General features: G+C 55.8%; 23 protein-coding genes and 1 tRNA gene. 9 read left to right on the top strand and 15 right to left on the bottom strand.

Annotation, left to right across the window (positions count from 1 at the left end; genetic code table 11):
- Positions 1 to 59: 59 nt before the first annotated feature.
- On the bottom strand, positions 60 to 1,424 hold the full coding sequence (locus tag CEE69_RS08050; protein WP_099260451.1) for a PhoPQ-activated pathogenicity-related family protein: 1,365 nt from the start codon (positions 1,422 to 1,424) through the stop codon (positions 60 to 62).
- A 189-nt stretch (positions 1,425 to 1,613) separates the two neighbouring features.
- On the opposite strand from CEE69_RS08050, the gene CEE69_RS08055 reads away from it, so the two are divergent.
- On the top strand, positions 1,614 to 2,111 hold the full coding sequence (locus tag CEE69_RS08055; protein WP_233215039.1) for a secondary thiamine-phosphate synthase enzyme YjbQ: 498 nt from the start codon (positions 1,614 to 1,616) through the stop codon (positions 2,109 to 2,111).
- Between the two features lie 101 nt (positions 2,112 to 2,212).
- Here CEE69_RS08055 and fusA read toward each other — a convergent pair whose 3' ends face one another.
- Positions 2,213 to 4,300: an elongation factor G gene (fusA, locus tag CEE69_RS08060; RefSeq protein ID WP_099260214.1), complete on the bottom strand. Its 2,088-nt coding sequence runs from the start codon at positions 4,298 to 4,300 to the stop codon at positions 2,213 to 2,215.
- A 302-nt stretch (positions 4,301 to 4,602) separates the two neighbouring features.
- On the opposite strand from fusA, the gene CEE69_RS08070 reads away from it, so the two are divergent.
- Both CEE69_RS08070 and CEE69_RS08075 read left to right on the top strand, forming a co-directional pair.
- Positions 4,603 to 5,502 (top strand): purine-nucleoside phosphorylase, encoded by a 900-nt coding sequence (locus CEE69_RS08070; protein ID WP_099260216.1) that lies wholly within the window; start codon positions 4,603 to 4,605, stop codon positions 5,500 to 5,502.
- Between the two features lies 1 nt (position 5,503).
- Entirely contained in the window at positions 5,504 to 6,235 is a 732-nt protein-coding gene (locus CEE69_RS08075; RefSeq protein WP_099260217.1) for a tributyrin esterase, read from the top strand.
- A gap of 409 nt (positions 6,236 to 6,644) precedes the next feature.
- On the opposite strand, the gene CEE69_RS08080 is transcribed toward CEE69_RS08075, so the two are convergent.
- Complete coding sequence (locus CEE69_RS08080) at positions 6,645 to 7,772, bottom strand: vWA domain-containing protein (RefSeq protein WP_099260218.1); 1,128 nt, start codon at positions 7,770 to 7,772, stop codon at positions 6,645 to 6,647.
- 140 nt (positions 7,773 to 7,912) lie between these two features.
- Between CEE69_RS08080 and metK the strand changes: the two genes are divergently transcribed.
- The 3 genes from metK to CEE69_RS08095 all read left to right on the top strand — a co-directional run bounded on the left by metK (position 7,913) and on the right by CEE69_RS08095 (position 10,165).
- Positions 7,913 to 9,100 carry a methionine adenosyltransferase gene (gene metK / locus CEE69_RS08085; RefSeq protein WP_099260219.1) on the top strand — a complete coding sequence of 396 codons (1,188 nt, stop codon included), beginning with the start codon at positions 7,913 to 7,915 and terminating at the stop codon, positions 9,098 to 9,100.
- A 33-nt stretch (positions 9,101 to 9,133) separates the two neighbouring features.
- On the top strand, positions 9,134 to 9,991 hold the full coding sequence (locus CEE69_RS08090) for a metallophosphoesterase family protein (RefSeq protein ID WP_099260220.1): 858 nt from the start codon (positions 9,134 to 9,136) through the stop codon (positions 9,989 to 9,991).
- 100 nt (positions 9,992 to 10,091) lie between these two features.
- A tRNA-Arg gene (locus CEE69_RS08095) sits at positions 10,092 to 10,165 on the top strand.
- A gap of 183 nt (positions 10,166 to 10,348) precedes the next feature.
- Here the strand turns inward: CEE69_RS08095 and CEE69_RS32790 are convergent.
- The 5 genes from CEE69_RS32790 to CEE69_RS08110 form a co-directional block, all read right to left on the bottom strand.
- Entirely contained in the window at positions 10,349 to 10,510 is a 162-nt protein-coding gene (locus tag CEE69_RS32790; RefSeq protein ID WP_199169839.1) for a hypothetical protein, read from the bottom strand.
- A gap of 279 nt (positions 10,511 to 10,789) precedes the next feature.
- A complete protein-coding gene (locus CEE69_RS08100; RefSeq protein ID WP_233215041.1) occupies positions 10,790 to 11,314 on the bottom strand; it encodes a hypothetical protein in 525 nt (174 codons plus the stop codon).
- Positions 11,315 to 11,469: 155 nt separating this feature from the next.
- Positions 11,470 to 11,628 (bottom strand): hypothetical protein, encoded by a 159-nt coding sequence (locus CEE69_RS33110; protein ID WP_008670577.1) that lies wholly within the window; start codon positions 11,626 to 11,628, stop codon positions 11,470 to 11,472.
- 105 nt (positions 11,629 to 11,733) lie between these two features.
- A complete protein-coding gene (locus CEE69_RS32415; RefSeq protein WP_158230983.1) occupies positions 11,734 to 11,901 on the bottom strand; it encodes a hypothetical protein in 168 nt (55 codons plus the stop codon).
- Between the two features lie 815 nt (positions 11,902 to 12,716).
- On the bottom strand, positions 12,717 to 13,061 hold the full coding sequence (locus CEE69_RS08110; protein ID WP_233215042.1) for a helix-turn-helix domain-containing protein: 345 nt from the start codon (positions 13,059 to 13,061) through the stop codon (positions 12,717 to 12,719).
- 352 nt (positions 13,062 to 13,413) lie between these two features.
- Between CEE69_RS08110 and CEE69_RS08120 the strand changes: the two genes are divergently transcribed.
- On the top strand, positions 13,414 to 13,842 hold the full coding sequence (locus CEE69_RS08120; protein WP_099260223.1) for a GIY-YIG nuclease family protein: 429 nt from the start codon (positions 13,414 to 13,416) through the stop codon (positions 13,840 to 13,842).
- Positions 13,843 to 13,922: 80 nt separating this feature from the next.
- Here CEE69_RS08120 and CEE69_RS08125 read toward each other — a convergent pair whose 3' ends face one another.
- From CEE69_RS08125 to CEE69_RS08140, 5 genes are all read right to left on the bottom strand, one after another.
- On the bottom strand, positions 13,923 to 14,942 hold the full coding sequence (locus CEE69_RS08125) for a nuclease-related domain-containing protein (protein WP_099260224.1): 1,020 nt from the start codon (positions 14,940 to 14,942) through the stop codon (positions 13,923 to 13,925).
- Between the two features lie 367 nt (positions 14,943 to 15,309).
- Positions 15,310 to 15,483: a hypothetical protein gene (locus CEE69_RS32795; RefSeq protein WP_199169827.1), complete on the bottom strand. Its 174-nt coding sequence runs from the start codon at positions 15,481 to 15,483 to the stop codon at positions 15,310 to 15,312.
- Positions 15,480 to 15,833: a hypothetical protein gene (locus CEE69_RS08130; protein WP_233215043.1), complete on the bottom strand. Its 354-nt coding sequence runs from the start codon at positions 15,831 to 15,833 to the stop codon at positions 15,480 to 15,482. Before CEE69_RS08130 ends, CEE69_RS32795 begins: the two co-directional genes overlap by 4 nt.
- A 184-nt stretch (positions 15,834 to 16,017) precedes the next feature.
- Positions 16,018 to 19,557: a hypothetical protein gene (locus CEE69_RS08135; protein ID WP_199169828.1), complete on the bottom strand. Its 3,540-nt coding sequence runs from the start codon at positions 19,555 to 19,557 to the stop codon at positions 16,018 to 16,020.
- Positions 19,554 to 19,814 (bottom strand): type I restriction-modification system subunit M N-terminal domain-containing protein, encoded by a 261-nt coding sequence (locus CEE69_RS08140; protein ID WP_233215044.1) that lies wholly within the window; start codon positions 19,812 to 19,814, stop codon positions 19,554 to 19,556. The genes CEE69_RS08135 and CEE69_RS08140 overlap by 4 nt, the downstream gene beginning before the upstream one ends.
- 178 nt (positions 19,815 to 19,992) lie before the next feature.
- Between CEE69_RS08140 and CEE69_RS08145 the strand changes: the two genes are divergently transcribed.
- Complete coding sequence (locus tag CEE69_RS08145) at positions 19,993 to 23,766, top strand: DEAD/DEAH box helicase family protein (RefSeq protein WP_099260225.1); 3,774 nt, start codon at positions 19,993 to 19,995, stop codon at positions 23,764 to 23,766.
- Complete coding sequence (locus CEE69_RS08150; protein ID WP_099260226.1) at positions 23,766 to 24,230, top strand: DUF6884 domain-containing protein; 465 nt, start codon at positions 23,766 to 23,768, stop codon at positions 24,228 to 24,230. The genes CEE69_RS08145 and CEE69_RS08150 overlap by 1 nt, the downstream gene beginning before the upstream one ends.
- 56 nt (positions 24,231 to 24,286) lie before the next feature.
- Here CEE69_RS08150 and CEE69_RS08155 read toward each other — a convergent pair whose 3' ends face one another.
- On the bottom strand, positions 24,287 to 24,847 hold the full coding sequence (locus CEE69_RS08155) for an endonuclease V (RefSeq protein WP_099260227.1): 561 nt from the start codon (positions 24,845 to 24,847) through the stop codon (positions 24,287 to 24,289).
- Between the two features lie 39 nt (positions 24,848 to 24,886).
- Entirely contained in the window at positions 24,887 to 25,318 is a 432-nt protein-coding gene (locus CEE69_RS08160; protein ID WP_099260228.1) for a protein kinase domain-containing protein, read from the bottom strand.
- Between the last annotated feature and the right edge of the window lie 2 nt (positions 25,319 to 25,320).

A 25,320-nucleotide genomic window follows, 5' to 3' on the forward strand; every position in this document is an offset into this window, starting at 1 on the left:
TTTAAACGATGGGTCTCGGTGGGGGACCACCGAGCTACAGATTGGTCATGCGATTTGTTTCAGTCCAAAACGTGGATCTGCGATGTCACTGACAGCGGAAACGTGCCTCCGGATTCATACTGCGCTTCGATGAATGCAGCTGAACTACCCGACGCTGGTGATTTGACTTCCGCGTTCCAAGTCCCGTCGTCGTGTGCCATCAACGAGGACGATTCCCATGTCGCCGACCGGAGGTCACGGGTGGAAGACGTCGCGGTCCACAACAGTACTTCCATCGGAGTTTGATCGCTCGTTGCAACCAACTTCAATCCGTTTGAAGTGGCATCCGAGCGAGTTTCCCAGATGGGCATGGCTTTGCCTTGGCAGACAAATCGATGCAACGCCGAAACACCGCCCACCATTCTTTGAATGTCGTTCAATCCATGCCCATTGTTCGGGATGTTCAGCAGCGACGTTGAGCCGGGAAGATCGTCGATGTAGTGCTGGGTTGAATCGGCCGGCCAATATGGATCGTTGCTGCCCAGCAACACCAGCTTCGGCATCGTCAACGCTGCCCGATGTTCGTATGGATCCACCAACTGCAGCAAAGACTTCCCCTTCGGCGTTCCCATCATTTTCTGCAAACCACGCCGCGTGTAGTCCTTGATCTGAGGAGAGTAGGCACCCCACGCATCGATTTGGTGCTTCATTTGGACATCCATGTTCAACATGTCGATCACCATTGGAGCGATTGCCTTGACTCGAGGGTCAGTGGCTCCGACCAAGTACGTCGTCCAACCTCGCTTGCTCGCCCCGGTCACGGTGAAGCCATCGATCGAAAGTCCCCATTCCTCTTTGGTTGCTCCAACAACAGCATCCATCGCGGCGGAAGCAGAGCGTGCCATGGCGGGCAACAAAGGCCACTCCGGATCGCTCGTTTCGAAGAACTTTTGGAATGTGTAGGAGATCAACGCGTCTTCCTTCAAGCCATCGAACATTGGTTGGAAGGGAACTTGCTTCAAAATCGCAACGGGAGTCTTCACTTCAATCGCGACGTTTGCCATCAAGGAAGCTTCCCGCGGCACTTCAATCTTTTCGGGACCATCCTCTCCCCACTCCGAATTCCAAGATCCACCGGTAATCAGCATCAACGCGTTGGATTCGTTCGGATCGACCTCGGGTGGATTGAGGATATACAGCAAATGGTGCCAGGGAACTCCTTGCCACGACTGAGACACCAAATGAAGCACGACGTAATCGCAACCGGCAATCTCACCTCTCGCACGAACGTCCCAGCGAAAATGATCGTCACGACTCAACACCATTTCCGCCAGGTCTTGCGTCGCTTCCGACTCGGACGCCTCCGATGTCACTGGCGCTAATTCCTCTGCTCTTGAATTGGATGCCGCCCCCAGGAAGGCTCCCGTCAACAACAAACCAGACATCCATCGATTGCCAAACACAGATTGAGACTCGACCGTTTTGAGAGTTTCATGCCAGAAACCGATGTCGCGGTTGAGACAGGCATGATCGGGTAGATTGCAAAGACAGGTCGCCGCATTTGCAGCGAATCGCGTTCCGAATGATCATCTCATAAAATGATCGCCGCGACATGAATCCACTTCGAGACGGGAATGAAATTCATGAATGCTTCGCCTTCGCTCACATTGCCGAATCCAACGATCCTGGAGCTCAACTTGAAGTCACTAACCAAAGAATTGTGGATGGAAGTCCCCAGTCGACGCGGAATCGTTTCGATCCATCGCGAGGTGGATCAATTGGTTCGCGAGAGCGGCATTCAAGACGGAATGGTTCTGGTCAATGCGATGCACATCACGGCCAGCGTATTCATCAATGACAATGAGTCAGGCCTGCACGCGGACTACGAACGCTGGCTTGAAGACTTGGTGCCATTCAACGCGGGAACCGATCCGGCATCCGGTGGTTACATGCACAATCGAACTGGTGAAGACAACGCCGACGCTCACCACAAACGACAAATCATGGGCCGCGAAGTCGTGGTAGCCATCACCGATGGGGAACTTCACCTAGGCCCTTGGGAACACATTTTCTACTACGAATTCGACGGCAAACGCCGAAAACGAATCCTCGTCAAAATCATCGGCGAATGAATGAAGTTGCCATGAATCGACATTCGATGCTCCATCCGAGCACAAAAAAACCACGCGAGGTGAGTCGCGTGGTTTTCTTGTGATTGGATCGTCAAAATGGCTTAGCGAGCGCCGGCCAATTCGTCTTTCTTGCGTTCTGCAATGATCTCTTCTTGGATGTTCGAAGGAGTTTGACGGTAGGCCGCCAATTCCATCGTGAACGTTCCCTGACCTTGAGTCATCGACCGCAAGTCGGTTGCGTAACCGAACGTTTCAGCCAAAGGAACTTCGGCCAAGATGACGGTCATGCCTTCGTTGGTATCGTTGCTGGTCATCAGACCACGACGACGAATCACGTCACCAGTCACGGTACCTTGGAAGTCTTCAGGAACTTCGATTTCGACACTCATGATCGGCTCGAGCAACTTCGGAGCAGCTTGCTTGAAGTACTCGCGGAAGCAACCTTGAGCCGCTGTGTAAAAGGCTTTTTCACTCGAGTCAACATCGTGGTAGCTACCGTCGAGCAGCTCGATGCGAGTTCCCACAACGGGGTACTCGGCGATTGGACCTTTGCCCAGGATATCGCGGAAGCCTTTTTCAACAGCAGGGATGTACTGCTTAGGAATACGACCACCGACGACCTTTTCTTCGAACTCGAAGCTGTCTTCGCTTTCCGACTCGATCGGGATCAGCTTGCCAACGATGTGAGCGTACTGACCTGAACCACCGGTTTGCTTCTTGTGCTTGTAGTTGAATTCGACTTCCTTGGTCGGGCTTTCGCGGTAGGAAACCTTGGGAGCACCGACTTCGATTTCGACGCCATATTCGCGACGAATTCGTTCGATGTAGATTTCCAGGTGCAATTCACCCATGCCCGAGATCAAGATCTCGTTGGTTTCTTCGTCGGTGTAGACGCTGAACGTTGGGTCTTCCTTGCGGAAGCGTTGCAACGCCTTGCTCATCTTGTCGCCATCGCCACGGTTCAGTGGATTGACGGCGATCTTGATGACGGGCTCAGGCACGTACATCGATTCCAACGTCGCGTAATCACGCTCGCTGCAATACGTGTCCCCGGACGCACAGTCGATCCCCATGACGGCGATGATGTCGCCAGGGCCAGCTTCGTCGATTTCTTCCCGCTTTTCACTGTGCATTCGCACAATGCGACTGAAGCGTTCTTTCTTGGTCGAACGTTGGTTCGTGTAAGCTTCGCCCTTCTTGATGGTGCCTTGGTAGATACGCATGAAGGTCAACTGACCAAACGGATCTTCGACAATCTTGAACGCCATGCCAACGAACGGCTTGTCCGCATCGGGTGACAATTCGATTTTCTTTTCTTCGTCCGAAGGGTCACGTCCGTAAATTTCGCGATCCAGCGGGCTGGGCAGGTACTCGGTGACTGCGTTGAGCAAAGGCTGAACACCTTTGTTCTTGTATGCACTGCCCATGTAGACAGGAGTCGCCCCGTTGAGAACGGCTTCACGCATGACCCGATAGATCATTTCCTTGGAAACTTCTTCTTCGCTGAGAAGCAATTCCATCACTTCGTCGCTGTAGTTGGACAATGAATCCAACATTGCAACGCGTGATTCTTCGGCTTCGTCTTTCAAGTCAGCTGGGATTTCGCCGGTGACAACTTTTTCGCCTTGGTCGCCTTCGAAGGTGTAAGCCACCATTTCGATCAGGTCGACGACGCCACGGAAGTTCTCTTCCGCACCGATTGGGATTTGAGCCAAGAAGGCATCGGCACCGAGCTTTTCGCGAAGTTGTTCGACGACACGGCGTGGGTTAGCACCGGTACGGTCCATCTTGTTGATGAACGCCAAGCGAGGAATTTGGTATCGCTTCATTTGGCGGTCAACGGTGATCGACTGGCTTTGAACGCCACCGACACTGCACAGAACCAAAACGGCACCGTCGAGAACACGCAGCGAGCGTTCCACTTCGACGGTGAAGTCAACGTGGCCGGGGGTGTCGATCAGGTTGATGTGGTAGCCATTATGCGTGACGCTGGTCGCGGCACTGGTGATCGTGATCCCACGCTCTTTTTCCAGTTCCATGTGATCCATCGTCGCGCCGTCACCACCACCGCGAACATCTTCGATCTTGTGAATACGTCCGCTGTAATACAGGATGCGTTCGCTCAGAGTGGTCTTGCCCGAGTCGATGTGGGCACTGATACCAATGTTTCTGACCTTCTCCAAATTCATAATACTTCACCTAAGCTCGACCAATGCGGCGGTTCCAATCTCGCCCGTCGACAACTCTGACATGGCTGTCGCAGTAATTCCGGGGTGGATTTGGGGGGTGGCCGACGAATCGTCAAAAATTGTTGGGGGGTGTAGACTGGCAAAACCGGGAATCGCCCGGACATTCTTTTCGAATCACGTTGCTAAATCGAACGGAAATATCGCAAAGGTGGCTCCGATCGGGAACCCCAAAACGAATCAGGCGCAATCTTTGCTTGTCATTGCGTACGGATCCCCCCTGACATTGGATTTTTGAAACGATTTTGCCCGCCAACTCCAACCTCGCTGCCGCCGCGGACTCGGTCCCGGATCTGTCGGAATCGCTCTCCGCTTTCCGGACCAAGGCTCCAATCCTGAAGGAATTCGAAAAAGCTCCTCTCGGAGTGGTCCTCGGGAGCGGATTGGGGGGGCTGGCCGATGCGATTGAATCCCCGACGATCGTGCCGTACAAAGAAATCCCGGGGTTGGCAGCTTCCACCGCATCAGGCCACCGAGGCGAATTTCTGATCGGAAGTCTCGCCTCGCGGCCCGTCATCGCGATGGCTGGCCGATTGCACGTTTACGAAGGTCATTCCCTACGAGACGTCACTCGGCCCGCGGCGTTGATGGCTGGTCTGGGGATCAGCGAGCTGGTCGTCAGCTGCGCCGCCGGCGGATTGAATCCCAATTTCGATGTCGGTGACCTGGTCCTCCTCAACGAACACAGCAGTTGGCTGGACGGAAAACTGGGTGCCCCGCCAATCAGTTTCCAACGATCAAACGTCTCGGCAAACGAGTCCGCCGCTGCCACGGGATGTTTCCGACGAAGCCTGAGCACCTGCGATCCACAGCTCGACGCGATCGCTCACCAGACCGCTCATACGAACGGGTTTGAACTTCGACGAGGAATGTATTTGGCCGTCAACGGTCCCAATTACGAAACCCGGGCGGAATGCCGCATGATGAGGCAACTTGGTGCTGATCTGGTTGGCATGAGCACGGTGCCGGAACTGTTGTGTGCCGCCTCGGCTGGAGTCCGAACGCTTGGTATCTCGGTCGTCACCAACCTCGCCCTGCCCGACGCACCGGCAACCGCTGACCACGCCGATGTCTTGGATGTGTGCGAACAGGCCGCCGAGCGGTTACAACAAATCGTTCGAGCGATTGCCACCCACGGAGCGTGACGTGACGAAGGAACCCCAGCAACCCGATCATTCATTCGACATTTCTCAAATGTCCGATTCTGAATTGCGGTCGGCGATGCAATCGATCCCCTGCCAGTCCGATGAAGACGCTCCAGCACCGCTGGTTGAGCTGACTGGTCTGCAAGGCCAGCACTCGGCGATGATGCGATGCGAAATGCCGCTTCGGTTTCAGGCCACCGGCGAATTGGGCGACTACGCGTTCGCGTTTTGTCGGGACGCGGACGTTCGCCTGGATGGCAATGTGGGCCACGGTGCTGGCGACGGAATGTGCGGCGGCGTTGTCCTGATCACCGGCAACGCGGGCTGCGGCTTGGGCTCCGCGATGACCGGCGGCACACTGGCGGTTTACGGATCGGCGGGCGATCGCGTCGGCTCAGCTATGCGTGGTGGCAGCATCTTCGTTCGCGGAAGCGTCGGCGATGACACCGGTGCGGGTGCTCTCGGCGGCACAATCGTGGTCGGTGGCGATGCAGGCGACCGACTCGGCGACGGCCTGAACAACGTGACCGTATTCTTGCGAGGCAAAGCCAAATCGCTGGCCCCCGGAGTCATCGAAGCTCCCTTAAGAAAACGCGAAGAAGTCCGCTTGGGTTTGCTTCTAATGGGAGCCTCCATTCGCGGTTCCGCCTCCGAGTTTCGTCGCATCATCCCCAAAGCACGCTTGGATGCCGAAGAAGCTGGTGCCGGCGAAATCCGCCCCAACTGGCGTTAGAAGCGGCCCCGCTCTCACTCTGGTTGGCCCGATTTCGCTCCCCATCGGATCGAACGCGGTGTCGCCAGACTTCGGTCTTCCCCCCAAGCCGCCCCCCACTCCAAACATGTCTCGCTGCTTTTCGATGCCGTTTTTCAGCGGGCTTCCGGCACCTGCTTCTCCCCCAATCCGCAGTTTGGCAGAAGTTCGAGCGAAGCCGTTCAGGTGGACGCGAAAGTGAGGGCAGAATGTCCTTTCAGAGTAGAACATTTGTCCCCAGATGTTTGCGTGATAGGCCGGTTTCGTCGAGCAGTGTGACGCGAACGTTTGAAAGTGGACTTGGGTGCGATGAGGCCTGGCGATGGAACACTTGAGGACAACTGTTCTACTCTGCTGCACAACCTCGGAAGCTGATTGGAAAACGATCCCCTCAGCCGCCCGAGACTACGTCGAGGTAGCGATACCCGCCGCGGTTCTGACGAGCGATCTCTTTCATGAATGAGTTGGCTGGTTCGGGCCCGCTTCCAAATTGGATCGCATGAATCACGGTCCCTGCCTGCTCAGCCCTTCGGCGAATGTCGGACATCTGATCCGCACTCATCGTTTGGATCGATGCGTCAGTCAAAAAGAAGATCGCGTCTGGTGCTAATCGCAATGCCATTCGCAACGCTAACTGATGCTCCGTTCCGCCGAGCGCCACCGTTCGGCTCACGAACGCTTCGGCCCGCCGACGAATCCCGTCTTCGCCAAAGACCAACCCAGTGTTTTGCCCGTCGGGGGAAAACGCTTTGGGACGATCGTTGTAAAAGATGACTTGAAACTGCTGTCGTTCACTCAACGTTCGCAAGCTCCGAATCAACTCTTGCTTGGCCGCTCGCAGAGGTTTGCCGCCCGACGCGGACATGCTTTCGCTGTGGTCAAACACATAAACAAACGTGCTGCCGGAACCCGACACGCCGAACACCGACGTCGTCGTTTGGCCGGCACCTTCGCCCGCCCGCGATGTTCCCGGAACGAGTTCACCGGTGCCCAATTGGTCCGCAGTCTTGCCATCGCCAAATCGAAGCGTTCCTTCGACTCCGGTCCCTTCGGACTCACCAGCCGCCGCCCCGCGACGAGTCAGCTCTGCGAACAGTCCGTCCAAATCAACTGGCGGAACGAAACCGGAGGGTGGAGCGGACACCGCCGAAGCTGTTGATTGCGACTGCTCCGCATCGGACTGGTCGACTGACTTGGAACGCTCGTCCATCTTCCGATCGGATGCATCCGCCGTCGCGGCATCGGAATCTTCCGACGAATCTTCGGTGACGTACCGAGTCCGATCGGGCAACCGATACGCCATCGCCACACCAACGCTGGTCGTCGGCTGATCGATTGTCCCCGCAGATTGGGAATTCACCCAACCAAGGACCGAACCAATTAGAATCAGGTGGACCAAGCACGAACCAACCAATGGCCACGTCGATACCGCCGGCCGCTGCCAAGGAGTGTCGGCGGGCGGGCTGTTGCCTGGCTTTGGCTTGGTCGTGTTCGGATCGTTGGAAGGCGAGGTGGCCATGGCAGCTCGAGAGCGTTCTTTTCCGTTATTTGTGCCGCTTTGCGCCGTCGTGACCAGACTTTACGCTATGGGGCACGTCGCGGGAGGAAACGAATTTCCATCAGCGATCATTTTCGTTTGTTTTCCCGGAGATCAGTGTAGTGAGTAACGAATCAGGCCGTTTTCTTTTCACCAGTGAATCGGTCAGCATGGGCCACCCCGACAAGCTGGCGGACCGAATTTCCGACAGCATCTTGGATGCACTGTTGGCCCAAGATCCCAACAGCCGCGTCGCTTGCGAAACGCTGGTCACCACCGGATTGGCCGTCGTCGCTGGCGAAATTTCGTCCAAGGCCGACGTCGACTACGAAAAGATTGTTCGCGACACCATCGTTGCGGTTGGCTACGACGATCCTGACATCGGAATCGATGGCAAGACCTGCGAAGTACAAGTCCGCTTGGACGCGCAAAGCCCTGACATCGCTCAAGGCGTGAACTCCGACGAAGCATCGGGCAAAGACATCGGTGCCGGCGACCAAGGCCTGATGTTTGGCTACGCATGCAAAGACACTCCTGAATTGATGCCACTGCCGATCGCGCTGTCGCACCGCATCATCAACCGCATCACCGAAGCTCGCTTCAACAAAGAAGTCGACTGGTTGCGTCCCGATAACAAGAGCCAAGTCACGGTTGAATACGAAGGCAATCGCCCCGTCCGCATTGAAGCCGTCGTTGTCAGCGCTCAACACGGCCCCGATGTCTCGCACGACGAAATCGAAAAGTTCGTGATCGAAAACGTCGTCAAACCATCCATCCCAGCCGAACTGGACAAGGGCGACATCAAGTATCACATCAACCCAACCGGCCAGTTCATCATCGGTGGACCTCACGGCGATTGCGGTTTGACCGGACGCAAGATCATCGTCGACACCTACGGCGGCTGGGGCCGTCACGGTGGCGGTGCCTTCAGTGGCAAGGACTCGACCAAGGTTGATCGCAGTGCTGCCTACATGGCGCGCTACGTTGCCAAGAACATCGTCGCCGCTGGCCTTGCCGAACGATGCGAAGTTCAGTTGGCTTACGCGATCGGCGTGACCGAACCCGTCAGCGTTCACGTTGACACCGAAGGCACCGGCACCATCGACGACGCCAAACTTTGCGAACTGATCCGCGAGCACTTCCCGTTGACTCCCGGCGGCATCATCGATCACTTGCAACTGCGTCGTCCTGTGTTCGTTGAAACCACCGCGGGTGGCCACTTCGGTCGCGATGGCGATGGATTCACTTGGGAAAAGACCGACAAAGCAGAAGCCTTGGCCGAAGCCGCTGGTGCTACCGCCACCGCTTGAGGTTTCGCCTTTGAAAGTCGTTGCAACGTCTCCTTGAATCAGCCTCTTCGTCGAATCGCGTGGATCACCGACCCACACTTTGATCATGCCAAACTCGATGTTTGGCAATCGTGGGCTGCAAAGCTGCTGGAACTCGATCCAGACGCGATTCTGATCACCGGAGATCTGTCCGAGGGCGACGACGTTGCCTACCAATTGCGATGCTTGGCCGAGACCCTGAATCGACCGATTCACTTCGTGCTGGGCAACCATGACTTCTACGGAAAATCGATCGCGTCCGCGCGGCGTGATCTGATTGCTCTGTGCCGTGACGTCCCGCAATTGACTTACCTGACCGACCACCCCGCACTGCCGCTCAATGAGTCAACGGTGCTGATCGGTGACGATGGTTGGGGCGATGCGACGGAGGGCAACTACGCGGATTCAAATGTCCGCCTGAATGACTTCCAGCTGATCGACGACTTTCGCAACAGCAATCCTGACGCCTGGCAATCGTTACTGGTCGCCGAGGGCAAAGCCGCCGCGGATCGAGTCGCGGAAAAGCTTCAAAACCTGCCTGACGAGATCACGCAAGTCTTGATCGCCACGCACGTGCCACCATTCCGTGAAGCGTGTTGGTACGAAGGCAAAACGACCGACGACAACTGGGCTCCATTCTTCGTCTGCGGTCAACTCGGCAAGGCACTCCGGGAAGCAGCCGAACGAGCCCCTGACCGCAAACACATCGTCCTCTGCGGTCACACCCATCACGACGGAGTGGCAAAGATGGCTGACAACCTCGTCGTCCACACCGGTTTTTCGCGATACGGAAGCTTGGAAATCGAGTCGATGCTTACAATCGAACAAGACTCCCTGGAACTCTCGCGCCCAGCCATTTACTTCCCCAAATAACACGTCTCCACTACACCGACATCTCCGATTGCCGGTCCCAAACGATCTTCCAGCCTCACCGCCAGCAACGTAAACTCAAACAACGCATTGCAACCCAAACGCCCTCGTAGCTCAGCTGGATAGAGCAGCGCATTCCTAACGCGCAGGTCACAGGTTCGAATCCTGTCGGGGGTATCAGGTACTTCATAGAATGCGGAAAACACGGTGTTTTCCGCACTTTGTCACTTCGCGTGAACCTCTGTGAATGCCTCTGAATGGCACTGAGTGTCCCGCTTTCTGTCCCGACTTTGCTGGGCTTCATCATCTTGTTTTCCTTGCTTGAAACGAGGGAAATTGGAATGGGTGTCAGTTGATCATTTAGCGATTTCTCCTGCCCTGGCGGGGCCCGTCATATTCTCGCTCCTTGATGATCACGTCGTGTCGCATCGCTACTTCGACCGTGTTGCCGATTCGGGGGAGGTTGCCGATCTTCACGACCTTCCGATCACCGTCGATGACGCGACGCTTGATCGTCGACACGCTGACCTTCAACGCCTCAGCTGCCTGCCGGTACGTGAACGCGAGGGGTTCGCTTAATCGGCCATTTTTCGGACGCCGCAGTTCAATCCGCGTTGAACGGGCGTCCGATCGTTTGGCGACGGAGATCTTCGATTCGGAGAATCACTCATGTGCTCGCCAAAAACTTGCAGCTGAGGCGACGCATCGAGTGAAAACCGAGTGACCACGTTGACCATCTGCCCGACGTTCACCCTGGTAAATGTGTCGAGCACAAACTGAATTTGGCAAACGGCGGCTAAGCTAGGTAAGTTTGCAATCGATTCGGTGCACGCCCTCACTGTCATGCACCTCAATTTTCAGGCCAACTCCTCGCTCGTTAATAAACTTCGCAAGCTTGCAGATGACCGGGCGAATCCTTGAGCTCTTTATGAAATCGCACCCCCAAACCTTGTAAACGAAGTCACCGAGCGGGATTGTCCATTCTGCTGACAGGTCCTTGTTGGCATCCCAAAGCGCCCTGGCAACAGTCAGTTGTCTGGGCTTGCGCTCTAGTTCCATCAGTAGATGATCCCAAGGACACTTAAAGTCGACTTCCGCATCCGCGGCACGAATCAACCGCTCAAAGAGCATCTTCATGTGCTTTTCGCTTTGGTCGATCAGGCCAATCTGATCATCGACCGCGGCTGCGATTTCTTTGAACCGCCGGTGAGCAGCCGAACTGCTTCGCGAGTGCGCTTCGCGAACTAGCGAGACGAGATGTCTTGCCTGTTGCTTAACATCCTCCTCAGTCTGGAGCTTGATCCCATCATTCCCGAATCGAGTCAACCAAACGCGAAGCTGCTTTCGAGCATTGACTCGCTTCGTTCGATCATCATCGACTTGTTGCCCGCTCCGTTTCGAGGTCTTCGTGGTCTTCCGCATCCGATTGATTCAACCTTCGCAAAGGGCGGCATCACCAAAAGCCGCGTACTGCCAAACATTCAAACAAGACGAATACGATAATCATTCGCTGCCATGAATGCTGGTTCACCACCGAAGCCGGAAGTCACCGCCGCCCGATACAGCTCATTGGAATCGGTCATGCCGTCTACCGCCTGCGTCGGCGATGCCAGCAAGTTGGCGAACCAGTCACATCGCATCGCGAAAATTGAGCAAGCAACACATCGGTGTCACCGTTTAGAAGGAGACGCAGGCGTCGCAGTTCCGGAACGGTCGAGGTGCACATCGTGCCATCGCGATAACTCTTACTGACTGGCGTCGGGATCGGTTTCGCATTGAGGAAGTTTCTCGGAGCCAGCGTTCAGTCCCTCGATGTGCTTGGCTTGCTGTTCACGAAGCCAGCGTTTCGCGGCGAGTCTCGCAATGAGGGTCAAGAGTTCGTCAGCGTCAAAGGGTTGTTCTTTCTTTTTCATTGGAGACCTGCATAGGATCGGAGTACAGAAACAGTGCTTCTAAATCACGCCAGCCGAGCCACGATGTGCTCTGCATCGTGTTAACTTCGAGTCGAGAAAATGATGGGAAGAAGCCCGGCGAGAGCGTTTGCTGTCACCGGGCATCGATGCCGCACAAAACGGTACGGCATCAGGCAAAGCGAACCGTGCCAAACCCGCAGCGATACTTCGCTAGCCGGTCGTTCCGTGTAAAAGCTGACTGGGCTTGCTCATCGCTTCTTCCCCCGTCGACGAAACTCCCCGTAGGTTGTCGGCGTCAGAGACATTGGGTAACGCTGCCGAAGCGTGCTTCGGGTGACTTCCTTTTTGCGATCCTCTCGTGGCCTTACTTGGCAGTCGTGCTGCACGGGCCTCGGTTGATAGCGACTGGAGCTTGTGGCATTCGTGCTTGGGTTGCGCATAGGATCCCCTTGTGTTTGAGAGAGCTGAATGTCACCGCAGCCAGAGTGGCTCGGTGCGGCCTCGCGTCAGACGACGCGAAGGCGACGGATCAAAACCTGATCCGCAGAAAAAGTGGTGCGATTGCGAACGATGCAATCGATCCAGGTGAGAAGCCATGCAACAACGTCGGCGGGCAAAGAGTCCTCGCCAGTTGCTAACCGCTGCTCACCTAGACGTAGCTCAAAGTGGCCATAAATTTAGTTCAGCGTTGCAGTGTCCCTGGATCGCCGTTTGGCGTTTGGTTCGATCGGAATCTGACCACTGATTCGGCTCCAGGCCGAATTGAGATGGCCCAAGACTACAACACACCTGAAATACAATTTTCGACGGCGAGGTCAATGCTCGCCCAACAGTTGCTGAATCGATGCCCTGAGAATCCGCGGGAGACTCCCGATCATCACGGCGGTGAGATCACCGTCTTTGACACGGCGTTTAATCGTCGAGACACTGACCTGCAATGCATCCGCTGCTTGCTGGTAGGTGAGTGCGAGAGGCTCGCTAGATTGGCTGACCTTCGGACGAGAAAGCTCAATCCGTGTTGGTTGGGTCGCCGCTCGTTTGGGAATGGCGATCTTTCGATTCGTAGAACCACTCACCTGTTCGCCAACAACTTGCAGGTGAGGCGACGCATCAGGCTGATGACGACAAGTCACGTTGGCGTGCATGTGTGGGCTGCGCATAGGATCCCCTTGGGTTGAGAGTGCTGTATGTCACCGCAGCTGGAGTGGCTCGGTGCAGCCTCGCGTCACAAGACGCGACGGCGACGGATCAAAATCTGATCCGCAGAAGAAGTGGTGTGATTGCGAACGACGCAATCAATCCAAGTGAGCGGCCATCCAACAACGCCGGCGGGCAAAGAGTCCACCCCAGTTGCTAACCGCTACTCACCTAGACGTAGCACAAAACAGCCCCAAATTTAGTTTGGCTCGCGCGTCTCACGCCTGGGCCAGACATCCGCACGAAAATCGGGAGCACTGGCGGCCAGCATCTGGTCAGGTTGCGGACTTCGTAGAATGGCCTTGATCGATCTCGATGCGAACTGCCCGCTCCCCACCAAAATCGGAAGCACGAACTTTGTCGAACTCTGGCGTCTATTTCATCACCTGCGAGTTCCTCGGCAGACGATTTGTGAAGATCGGTCGATCCACCAACATCGCACGACGACGAAATCAATTGCAGTCGGGATGCCCATTCCGCCTCAAGGTGGAACACATCGAAGCGATGTCGGAATCCGAAGCGGTCGTCAAAGAGAAAAAGTGGCATGCGATGTTCAAGGACATGCGAAAACGATGCGAGTCGTTTAACGCCAACACGGATGACGTGAACACCCAACTCATGTTCCACTGGTTCCCCTACGAGAACGAAATCGAAGCGTTCATCGAACGCCAGAAAGCACAAGACTCAGCCACCGAGTTCGACGAAGCGGTGGCACCCGATCAGCAAGAACAACTCTTGTTTTGATGGCCAGGAGCATTTCGCAGCGAACCACAGCCTATTCAACTCGCCGGCTCGCCATTGCCTCGATCGCACGGACGCCCCTTTCAACCTTCCGCGGGCGTCGAGTTGGTATGAACCAGCCTTGGTGAGCCACACGCCTCGCAGTCTCGATAGAAGCAGAGCCCTTTCTTGCGAAGCTTCGCCTTCGCCGCACACACCTCACACTTCTGCGGCACGTTTTGATTTTGATTGCAAACTCGGCACCGAAGGTAATAGCCATACCGACCATAGAGGATCTCGACATCCGACGCGCAGCACGCGTCGCACTTCATCCCAGCATCCGACGGACTGGCTTCTGCCTTCGAAACGGGCTCCGTCGCTCGCTCCACGGCCGTTGGAGACTTAGTTTCAACCGTCGGTGGATTCGTTGTTCGCTGACGTTTGCGTTGGCTCAATAGAAACTCGCGGATGGACGCCAATTCTTGATCCGTGAACGGAGCAATATGATGGTCTTCCAACCGTTTGGCTTCCTCCTTCCCCGCTTTCACGAACTTGACAAATCCCTTGATGCCTTGGGTTTCTTCGTAGGCGTTCGCCTTTTCGGTCAGTTCCGCGACGACTCGGTCGGCCTTCATCAACTCGGGCGGATTGACGCCATTGCGTTCGATGACGCCCTGATCCGAGATCGCCACAAAGACCTGGAAACGTTCATCACCAAAAGATGGCTGAACCGTGCCCATCAACTTCTTCGGACGCAGCGATTCCTTCGCATCGTTGAGCAGGCTTTGTAGAAGCCGGGCCTGCAATCGAGCCTGTTCGATCGGCGACCGCATTCCAGAACGTCGCCCACAAGAGTTGCGAACGAACTCAAGATGTTCGTTCACTTCGACGGTGCCTGTGATGGATTTGCTTTCGACGATTGCGAAACCGAATCGGTGCATCACCAGATGATCGATCTGGGCTCGCTCGCCATTTCGTTCGAACGTGATGTCATTGAACACAAACACGTCGGATGCTTCTGCGAAGGCACGTCGCAGGAAGAACGCCATTTGCTTTTCAGCTTCAAACCCAGCCTTCCCCATCGGATCCTTGGGCCGCGGAGACTCTTTCTCTTGGACGATCACGGTGCACTCACTAAATTTCAAATCGTTTGAACGGACATCAAGCCCGGCAGATTAAAACCCCCAGAACGCCGCATCAATCCCGATTGAAAAGACAGCCGACATCCGCAAGCACCAGCCCGGCATCCGCACGGGGGCGTCACCAACCAACTCCATCGCCACGATCCAACTCAGTCCCAACGGGACGTCACGTTGTCGCCACGGACGCAAGCCCGTGGATAAATTGAAAGCAAGAAAAAGCCCTGAAGAGGCGACATGACTCGCTGCAGGGATACACGCAACGCTTGTCACCTCTCCCGCGTTTTTCGTGGTGGAGAGGTTCAGGGTGTGGGGCAGAATCACAACCCGCCGCGTTAGCAAGGCCGCACGCCTACTCCGCCTCATCCAAATCCGACGTCACCTTCGCGATCAGCAATCGCTCACTGGGCACGTAGCGTTGCCCCATCGTGAACGCAGTCGGCTTGCCCGACTTCGAACGTTTGTCGTTTGGGATGGGCTGGTCCAACTTGATCGTGTCGGGCGAATTCGGAGCCGACAGCATCATGACTTTGAACCGTTTGCTGCAGCGGCTTGCACGCGTAGCAGCACATGGAAATGCTTTGGCCGCCATCCTGCGTGTGCCAGAGCACGCCCGCCTTCCGCGAGCCGGGGGCACTTCGTCGCCTGAATCCTTAGCCGCGATCGTGGCGACGCGGACGGCCTCGCGGACTCCGTGGAACTGGTCGAAGCGTATTCGACTTTGACGCGGTTGGTGTAAAGCCTGTGCAGTTGTCGGTTGTTTTGTTCCAAGCTGGGATGATCGGTATTAGCGACAACGTGCACCACGTCATCGACGGCGGATTGCGGAAGATCAGGATTCAGCCGAGCCACCGCCTCGGCCAAGCGATCTTTCAAGACGACCACTCGGTAGTCGTCCCGCTCCGGATCGTCTCATTCGGGCGATTTGTCAACGCATTTGGCGTAGTCGCAACCAGTGTCTTGGAACCAGTCGAGGGATAGCTGTTCGAGTTGGTCTTCGGTGGTCATTTCCAGTAGTGTGTTTTATGTCCCAATTTTGGAAGGTGTATCGTCATTCGTCTTACTCTAACTCCGTCTTGTGCTCTTCAACGATTCGCTCCGCTTCGCGATCATAAGACTCCGCGACCCCTCGTAGCGTTGTCGCCAGGCGATGGAATCCAGCGTCTTCCATCTCCTCGGCTTGCCCACGATACTTGGCAGCCAAGTCCCTTTCTGGCTTACCCGTTGGGTCGACGCAATGCACGCCCCGCGAATTATGGATCGCCATCGCAAATCCCCGTCGTATTTCTTCTGAGTCGTCTGCGTTAAGAACTTCCGCAACGGCACAGTGGATCGTCAAACCGCTCGGGTCCGGTGGGCTATGAATCAGGACATTGCCGGCATTTGAAAGCGCCACCTCAAGATGGCCGGAATCCGATGCAGATTGCCTTACATCATCAATCCACCGCTTGAAGGCAGGGCCAGAGAAATTGCCAAGTCTATCCGTTCCGGGGGGCGTGCGCCATTCGTGAAGAAGCCGCCACGCATTCGTCGCCAACGTCCGTTCTTCTTCAGACGGTTCTTCGTCGCTCGGTGTCACGTTCCTCGAGCGAAAGATCATGCGTATGAGTTCACAAAAGAACGCGGGATCGTTTGCAAGACGACTTTCGAGGTATCTAGGCGTCGCACCATGATGTCCGTCCAATAACGCAACGTATGCCCATTCAATTCTAAATAAGTCTTCCTCATTCGTTTCGGGGTCTTCCTGAAGAGACTTAATGACTTGAACGGCATGGTAGCCATCTCCACTTGTGGGGTTGGATGAGACGGCATCAAGCAATGCTCTAACCGCCTGCTGCTTGTTCAGCCGCTCATTGTCGTGCGCCAGTTTTGCAAGACAATCAATTGCTGCCCATGGCCGCTCGTGTTCAAGTAGATTCTCGATGGCCGTACATAAACGGCCTTCTGCTTGATAAGGATTAACTACCACCTTTCTCCAATACTCGGACGTATCATCCTTTAGCAACTGATCTACTCGCTGCCATGTATTGTTCACAAACGGAAGGATCGAAAGACTCCTGCCAATGTCTTCTTTCGACCAAGCCGATACGAAGGTCGCATCCACCCAAGCCCATCCCTTCTCCTGAAACCTGCCCCACACGAATCCGGCGGCTAGCCCAGAGTGCTTTTCATTGGACGCATTCAGCATCGACGGCAGCACCGAGGCATCGACATCTTCAACAGCAATGCGGCCGAGTGAAAAGCCAACCTGTTGAGGTGACTCCACACTTTCAGCAAAACGAACCGCGTGTTCGATTCCACCAGCATCAAGAAGATCTTGCATGACCTTATGCCTACGCAATTCGAGCTGTTTTTTTTGTTCCTGCCAGTTCCCGCTCTCTTCGTACAGCTCCCAATCACGTCCGCAGAATAATCGCTGGTAGCGATTCGAAGGGTCCTTGGGTGCCAGTACAGCCGCAGCCGCTTCGATCTGTGAAACAAGATCATCTGGAAATGCCCAGTCAGCGTCCGAATAGCGTCGATGTTTCGAAGCCACTTCTACAAGCGCAGTCCACAAGCCGAGCCTCTCCACTTCCAACTTGCTTGTGATCTCATCTGACGAAATGTGGCCCAAAAGCCTCTCGCATGCTGGCCGTGGCAAATTGTCAAGATGCTCAATCAGCTGATTGAGCTTTGACATTTCGTTCTCAGCGATGCCGACGGCCATTTCAGCATAGTTGCAGATTTGTTCCCAATGCTCTTCCTGTGTAGTGCCATCCTCCCAATCATCAGGAATGACTCGCCGCCAAATTGGTTTATGCGTGCCGCTGCTTGCAGAAACCTGACCAGGCAGCAGATTAAGGAGAAGTTTCCACGCGATCTCCGGAGATTCTTTACACAATGTCCGAACCGCGATCTTGCGCTTTTCAATAGACGCCGTAGTTTGAGGAAACCAAGGAAGGAAAATGTGCGCGAGCGAGCTGGCCGGTCGGTTGGCCCATTGCCCTCCGGGGTCTCGCTCCGCAAGCCGGGCGAGAACGACCGTCGCACGGACGATGTCCGTCTCACTCCAGGCGATAGACTCCAGGGCCCAAAGGAGACCTGTCACATAATTACGTCCGGTAATACCTTTGCCCTCTTGGGAAAATAACTCATCGAATGGACATGGCTGTTGACGTAATGCAGCCTCAACAGCGCTCAGAAACTCCTCTGGTGATGTCTCGGCAAGGAGCGGAAGCAGATCGTTGATGCTTCCCCAAAATCGCCAGTCGGTATCCTGGAGCAGTTCACGAATCACCTCTACAGCGATCGTGCGCGGCTTGTCTCGCGAGCAGTTCTCTAGGCACTCGGGGCGGCCTCCCACCAATGCAAGACTTTCGGCAAGTCCTTTTCGTAGGTAGCGAGAATGGGCAAGAACTTTTCCGTGGATGTTAGCTGTAAGTCTCTCGTTGGGATTTAAATCAAATTGGGGATCAATCTCTGGCAATACGGCCAGCGCGCATCTCTTAAACGCATCCAGATGGGCGTCAAATACGCTGGGGCCAAGAGCCTGCCAAAGGTCGCCACGTTGCCTGACTGACCACACACCATTTCCCAGACTTAACGGGCTATCTGGTAATAGCAGAACCTGCCGGATTTTCGACTGCCAGTCCTCAAATGGAACGTCAACCAGCCGCCGAGCGATTTCGATGTCCGTCTCCGAATTCTCGTCCCACGATCCCAATAGATTCGTGATAACCAGCGCGGAAGCAAACTCCGAAGTGTTCCAATCGTGGACTTTTCGTGGCGGCAGGGTATGAGATAGAGACTCAGGCATCTGTCGAACGGCGCGTTTCTCGAACGCAGATCGAAGATCATGTTGTACGGACTTGCAAGTAATCGTTCCTGCATTCTGATTGGCAAAAGCCACCTCCTGTACAATCAGCGCCCAGAGAGATGCCGCGTTTTTCGGTGAATACTGCCCGATCAACGAATGCAGGATCGCGTGCATTACGCCCGATCGGATGTCCAGATCGTATCCGAGCAAGTGGAAATGTCGCAGGAATTGAAAAATATCATCGTCCGTTATTGCCTCGCCTTTCGCCGAATCAAGATGTGACCGAAAAGCCTGAAGCTTCTTTCTTTTCGACGCACTGCTGAAATTCGTCGTCTCAACTTTCTCGATGAACTCTTGCGGGGATTCGGACGAGCGGGACCACTCAAGGAGCACGCGAACATCGGTGATATCCGTTGCGCTCAGAGGACCTGTTATAAGCGCAATCGCATCCTTTCCTGTTGTGAATATGCTCCCATTACTGAAGTCATTCCAAGCGCCTCGGATCACGTCGGCGAATACGGTATTGTTCTCGGTAATTGTAATTGAATGTTTGATCTGGCCCAGGATCTTCCGTTCCTCCGAATCACCTTCATCACCCGTAAAGACAATAAGGTCATCGGTGTGATAGCCAGCGTATTTCCCTTGCAGCTTGAGTTTCCGAATTGGCCGGCAAGGCAAACATGGTGCGAATCCTCCCGCAAGCATCAGGGCAACAAACGAAGCCTGGACCTGTACTTCGAAGTTTACGCCGCCACCGCCTGTGGAAAATGGGTTGCTGATTTGCTTGCCATCGCTTGCCATCATACCACTCTCTCGGCTTCGTACTCGTCTTCGGAGTAGTCACTTGGATCCAAGTAGTAGTCTTGGTCCGGGTTCCGTAAGTGCGCAGCGACTTCGTTTTGGCGAAGCTCAAACGCGTCCGAAACGTACTTCAGAAAGATCAACCCCAACACGGCGTGCTTGTAGACGGCTGCGTCCAGGTTGGATCGAAGTTTGTCCGCTGCCGTCCAAAGTTTCTTGTCGAGATCCTTGAGGAACTTCTGGCCATCCGCCTCTGACATAGGCTTGCTTCATTCATTGAAATTGCGAACACACATTGCCACGTGAATCCCTCACGTGGTTGCAAACTGAAGCCCATCATCCTATTGTGCCAGAGACGACGGGACAAGCAGGCAGGGGGTCTGCCGGGCTCCAGTAGGTGAACTCGCTGGTTCGACACGACACACGTTTGAGTAACGCATGGATCGCTCACCGTTCTTAAGCGTCAACGAAAAGGATTGGATCGCTTCGAACGAACTGGCGTTCGCGTTCCTCGATCGTTTTCCGGTGACACGCGGCCATGCATTGGTGGTGACTCGTCGGGTGGTGCCGACTTGGTTTGATGCGTCGCCAGAAGAACAAGCTGCGCTGATGAGCTTGGTCAACGTGGTCAAGCAACGGCTGGATGAAACGCTGGCCCCCAAGCCCACTGGATACAACGTCGGTTTCAACTGCGGCGAAACCGCTGGCCAAACGGTCATGCATGTTCACGTTCATGTGATCCCTCGCTACCTCGGCGATGTGCCGGATCCACGGGGCGGTGTTCGATATGTGATCCCCGAGAAAGCGAACTACCTGGTCGACGAGCCACCGGTCCAGACAGCGGAACCGAAGCCCGGGAACACAACGAACGCTCCGCGTTTGGAACTGGCGACTGGGTACCCGGATTCCACTTTGTGGGAACGACTCTCGGACCGGATGGCTGATGCGAGAAAGATCGACGTGTTGGCTTCGTTTGTCCAGCCTTCAGGTCTCGCCGTGATCGAAGGTCGGCTGTTCGAAACTCTGCGAAGGGACGCCGCGGTTCGAATCCTCGTCAGCGACTACCTGTACATCTCGCATCCAAACGCATTGGCTCGGTTGCTCGCGTGGCAGGACACAGTCGGAGACGATCAAGACTTGCGTGGTGAGCTGCAGGCGCGGCTGGTGAAACACAAGTCGCTCTCGGGTCAACCAGAATCATTCCATCCCAAGGCGTGGCGAATCATCGACGATCACGGTTCGCTGGTGGCGGTCGGTAGCAGCAACCTGTCGAAGGCCGCTTTGGAAACGGGTGTCGAATGGAATCTGATCTGTTCCAGTCGAGGACACGTTGGCGTGCCCGATGACTTCGTTCAGGCGTTTGATGAACTGTGGAGATCCGCAGAACCGCTGACGGTTGATCTGGTAGAGCAGTACCGGTTGGATGCGAAAGCCTACCGCCAGGAACACTTCGAAGCCCAGAGCGTCGACCACACAACGATTCCTGAGCCTCGGCCTTGGCAGGCGGCGGCGCTTAAATCGCTTGCAAGGCTGCGTGCCGACGGTTTTGCGAAGGCGTTGATCTCGGTGGCCACCGGCATGGGAAAGACTTGGCTGGCTGCCTTTGATGTGCGGCAAGTCGGGGACGCACTCGGACGCCGCCCGCGTGTGCTGGTGATTGCACACCGCTCGCACATTTTGACGCAAGCCGAGAGCGTTTTATCCCAACTGCTGGACGACGCGTTCCAGGATGGCGATTCGCTGGCGTCTCGAACGTCGTGGTATGTCGGCTCACGCAGCGAGCTGGACGGTGAGTTGGTGGTCGCCTCGATTCAGAAACTCGCCCGCCCCGAAGGTCTGAAGCGGTTGGCGAACGAACATTTCGACTACGCAATCATTGACGAAGTTCACCACGCTGAGGCCCCGACGTACCGCCGCGTGATGGCAAAGCTGGACGCTGATTTTATTCTGGGGCTGACCGCGACTCCTGAACGCACCGATGGCGTCGATGTGGTCAGCATCTTCGACGACAACTTGGCCTATCACGCCTCCATTGGAACGGGCATCGAAGAGGGAGCGTTGGTTCCGTTCCACTACGTCGGCATCCGAGACACGGTGGACTTCGAGCAAGTCCCGTGGCGCAACGGCCGGTTCGATCCCGATGAACTGGAACAACGCGTCGCCACGAGCGAGCGGATGGAACGGCTGTGGCAAGCGATCAACGAGCATCCCGGTGAGCGAACGATCGTCTTTTGTTGCTCCCGGCGTCACGCCGTGTTCGCACGTGATTGGCTGCGTGGAAAAGGCGTCAGCTCGGCAGCGGTCTTCTCAGGTGGAGGCGGTGACAGCTACGGCGAGTCGTTGGAACAGTTGCGTGATGGCTCGCTTGAAACACTCTGCGTGGTCGACATGTTCAATGAGGGGCTGGATGTCCCGGCTGTCGATCGCGTCGTGATGCTGCGACCAACGGAGTCGAAGGTTGTCTTCCTTCAGCAGCTCGGCCGTGGATTGCGAGCCAGCGTTAGCAAGACACGGTTGTTGGTGATCGACTTCGTCGGCAATCACCGCTTGTTTGCTCAGCGAATGCTCCACTTGTTGTCACTGGGAAACCACACGGCCCAGTGGGGTGATTTGCGGAAGTGGATCCAGGGTGCGTCCCCTGAGCTGCCTGAGGGTTGCTTGCTGGATGTTGAGCTAGGAGCCAAGGATCTGCTGAAGCAATTCCTTCCAACGGGAGCCGCGGCCGGCGTCGAGGCGTATCGCGGAATGCGTGATGAACTGGGGCGTCGCCCGACGCCATCGGAATTGATCGCACGCGGGTACATTCCGGGAACGATCAGTCGCAGTGCGGGAAGCTGGTTTGCGTTCGCCGATGACGAAGGTGATCTGAACGCTGCGGAACAGCAGACGCTTCGCTTGTTCGCCGATTGGTTCAAGACGGTGGAGACGACCAGTCTGAACAAGTCGTACAAGATGGTGGTGCTTCGCGTGCTGCTGGATCAATCGTCGTTCTTTGATCCGGTTGATTTGCCAGAGTTTGCCAAACGCTGTCGGACTCACATGCTGGAACACCCTGTGCTCCGGCGGGATCTGCTGGAGGGCAAGCACGCAATCGACCATCGCCATGCAAGCGACACGGAGTGGATGGCGTGGTGGATCAAATGGCCCATTGATCGATGGCTGGATAATCAAAACGGATCGCGATGGTTCAAGCGGACAGGTGATCAACTGCAGTTGGCAATTGATTGCCCGCCTGAACTGCATGCTTCCCTTGAGTCCATGACGGAAGAACTGGTCGAGGGACGTTTGGCTCGGTACATCCAATCGAAACGCCTGGCAGAGTCGCCTGAGACAGCGAATTCGTTCACGGGAAAGGTCTCGCATGCGAATGGAAAAGCAATCGTGTTCATCCCAACGGTGGAGAAAGAACCGGGGCGACCGGTGGGGCCAACCGAAGTGCAATTGCCCAATGGGGACCTTTGGACGTTCAAGTTTGTGAAAGTCGCCTGCAACGTCGCGCACCCGAAAGGTGAAAAGAAGAATGGTTTGTCGGAGTTGCTCCGCCAGTGGTTCGGGGAGGACGCGGGGCTGCCGGGAACCGATTTCCGTGTGCATTTTCAATTGCGTGAGGGGCGTTGGCATGTGCAGCCGACCGGCGTTGAGAACGCCGTTGCTGCTGATACTTCCGAACGTCCAATCGCGGATGCACTGACCGAACCGGATGAACCGGAATGGGCCATTGAGCCGTCGGTCAAAGACTCTGCGAAGTACGCGAGCCACGTGCCCGTGTACGACTTGGTTGCCGCGGCCGGAGGTTTTGGACCGGAAGGCGTTCCGGAAGAGATCGGATGGATCGAAGTTGCCGACCGCAAGCTCTCAACGGGAATGTTCGCCGCTCGCGTGATCGGTCGCTCCATGGAGCCGCGAATCACCAGTGGAAGCTTGTGTCTGTTTCGTCCCTGTCCGGCTGGTTCGCGACAGAACCGCTTGGTGCTCGTTCAGATCAACACGCATGCGGACCCGGTGGATGGTGGACGTTATACGGTGAAGCGATACCATTCCACCAAGGGCGGAGGCGAAGACGGTTGGCAACACCAAACCATCGAGTTGCAGCCGCTCAATCCAGAGTATTCGGCAATCCAAATCGACCAGGAAGCCGCAACGGACCTCAGGGTGCTCGGTGAATTTGTTGCGGTCTTGCACGAAGCAACCCCACACGATGAAAGCCGCTGATGCCGAAGACGACTCTCGTGATCGTTCCTTGCGGTAGCAGCAAGGTTTGGTCGAAGAATCCATCGGCCGGACCAACGATTGCCCGCGATGCCTACGTGGGATCGCCGTTCAAGGTGAACCGCAAGTACGCGGAGTGCATCGGCGATCAGTGGCTGATCCTCAGTGCGAAGCACGGTTTCATTGATCCGGACTTCGTGCTACCGGGCCCCTACGAAGTCACCTTCAAAAAGAAATCGTCGGGTCCGATTGACTTGAAAACGCTATCGCAGCAAACCAAAGATCGCGGGCTGGCAAAGTTCGATGAAGTGATCGGTTTGGGTGGGAAGGAATATCGTCACGCGATCGAGACCGCATTCGAGGGAACGGAGGTGGACCTTCAGTTCCCATTCGCTGGCCTGCCAATCGGCAAAGCGATGCAGGCCGCAAAGCGAGCGGCCGAGAATGCGGACACTGGCGAAAGGTGATCCTTCTAAGCAGAGCACGGCTCAAAGCAGTTCGACGATTGATCGGCAGTACACGGTCAGCGTGATCGTTTGCTGGTGATGTGGGCTGACGATTGCATGGGCTGTTCTCCTCGACTGAGGCGGTCAACTCGTTGGAGGATGCTTGGAAATCGGTGTGGGCCGTGCATTGCCGCGATGTTGTGGACGGCCTGCGCAATTGGGACTCCTGCCGCGGTGATGTACAGCGGTCGTGTGCTGCCGCCACGTGTCAGTGCGGTTGCGTGTTCGGACCGCTTGAACGGATTCTTGGCGACGCCGATCACGGGGATGGATTCCGCAAGCGATCGGTGCAAGTGTGCGCCCAAGCCAGGATTGTCGAGCTCGTCCAGCCAGACGTAGCCATCGATGACAATGTAAGATGGCTCGTGAGAAAGCTCCGCCAATACGGCTTGGATGCACGGCAATTCTCGGCGGTAGAACTCACCGGGCTGGTAAGCCTGGACGTCGGTCAGATGGACGACGTGCTCAGACGACGGCTCGGCGTCTCGCCAGTCACTGATGACCACGCAGGCAGCGATCGCTCTCGTTGGTTTTGATTCGGACTCGGTGTAGCCGACGTCAACGTAGGCGATGGTCATCTTGTGGTATCCATGTCCTCAAAGATAACGAATCCACCATCAAAGAACGCCCGCGGGGATCACAACGTCTCGCAATGAGCATCCGTCAATCCACTCGCAGATGACGTACGGGCCGCCGTGAGGTGATTTGCCGTAGCCCAGATAGCGGATGACGCCGGGGTGTTGGATCTGCGACGCGATGCCTATCTCTCGAACGAACGACAGTCGTGCGTCTTCGTTTTGCCAGAACGCTTTGCGAAGAAATTTGACTGCGACGGTGCTGGCGTCGGATTGCATGTTGGCACGGTAGACCTTTCCGAAGCCGCCGCTGCCGATCAGCTTGCCGAGCACAAACTGGTTGTCGTTCACTCGCGGCAATGCGTTCCCGAATGCCCGACCGAAGCGATCTTCTACGAGGACGATGTGCCAGATCAATGGAAAGCCTTCATTGAGCTGAACTCCAAGAAATTGGCCGAATGTCAGTGGGCTCATGA

Origin of the sequence: Rhodopirellula bahusiensis, from assembly GCF_002727185.1 — a bacterium.
In the GTDB taxonomy this organism is placed as follows: Bacteria; Planctomycetota; Planctomycetia; order Pirellulales; family Pirellulaceae; genus Rhodopirellula; species Rhodopirellula bahusiensis.

Bases quoted from the DNA above. Each gene is read 5' to 3' on its own strand.
- CEE69_RS08050 (WP_099260451.1), bottom strand. From the start codon at position 1,424: ATGTCTGGTTTGTTGTTGACGGGAGCCTTCCTGGGGGCGGCATCCAAT.
- CEE69_RS08145 (WP_099260225.1), top strand. From the start codon at position 19,993: ATGGATCGCTCACCGTTCTTAAGCGTCAACGAAAAGGATTGGATCGCT.
- CEE69_RS08160 (WP_099260228.1), bottom strand. From the start codon at position 25,318: ATGAGCCCACTGACATTCGGCCAATTTCTTGGAGTTCAGCTCAATGAA.
- CEE69_RS08140 (WP_233215044.1), bottom strand. From the start codon at position 19,814: ATGTCAGAGGCGGATGGCCAGAAGTTCCTCAAGGATCTCGACAAGAAA.
- CEE69_RS08150 (WP_099260226.1), top strand. From the start codon at position 23,766: ATGCCGAAGACGACTCTCGTGATCGTTCCTTGCGGTAGCAGCAAGGTT.
- CEE69_RS08135 (WP_199169828.1), bottom strand. From the start codon at position 19,557: ATGATGGCAAGCGATGGCAAGCAAATCAGCAACCCATTTTCCACAGGC.
- CEE69_RS08120 (WP_099260223.1), top strand. From the start codon at position 13,414: ATGCGAACTGCCCGCTCCCCACCAAAATCGGAAGCACGAACTTTGTCG.
- CEE69_RS08110 (WP_233215042.1), bottom strand. From the start codon at position 13,061: ATGCGCAGCCCACACATGCACGCCAACGTGACTTGTCGTCATCAGCCT.
- CEE69_RS08080 (WP_099260218.1), bottom strand. From the start codon at position 7,772: ATGGCCACCTCGCCTTCCAACGATCCGAACACGACCAAGCCAAAGCCA.
- fusA (WP_099260214.1), bottom strand. From the start codon at position 4,300: ATGAATTTGGAGAAGGTCAGAAACATTGGTATCAGTGCCCACATCGAC.
- CEE69_RS32795 (WP_199169827.1), bottom strand. From the start codon at position 15,483: ATGATGCTGTCGGCTCCGAATTCGCCCGACACGATCAAGTTGGACCAG.
- CEE69_RS08155 (WP_099260227.1), bottom strand. From the start codon at position 24,847: ATGACCATCGCCTACGTTGACGTCGGCTACACCGAGTCCGAATCAAAA.
- CEE69_RS08055 (WP_233215039.1), top strand. From the start codon at position 1,614: ATGAAATTCATGAATGCTTCGCCTTCGCTCACATTGCCGAATCCAACG.
- CEE69_RS32415 (WP_158230983.1), bottom strand. From the start codon at position 11,901: ATGAAAAAGAAAGAACAACCCTTTGACGCTGACGAACTCTTGACCCTC.
- CEE69_RS33110 (WP_008670577.1), bottom strand. From the start codon at position 11,628: ATGCGATGTGACTGGTTCGCCAACTTGCTGGCATCGCCGACGCAGGCG.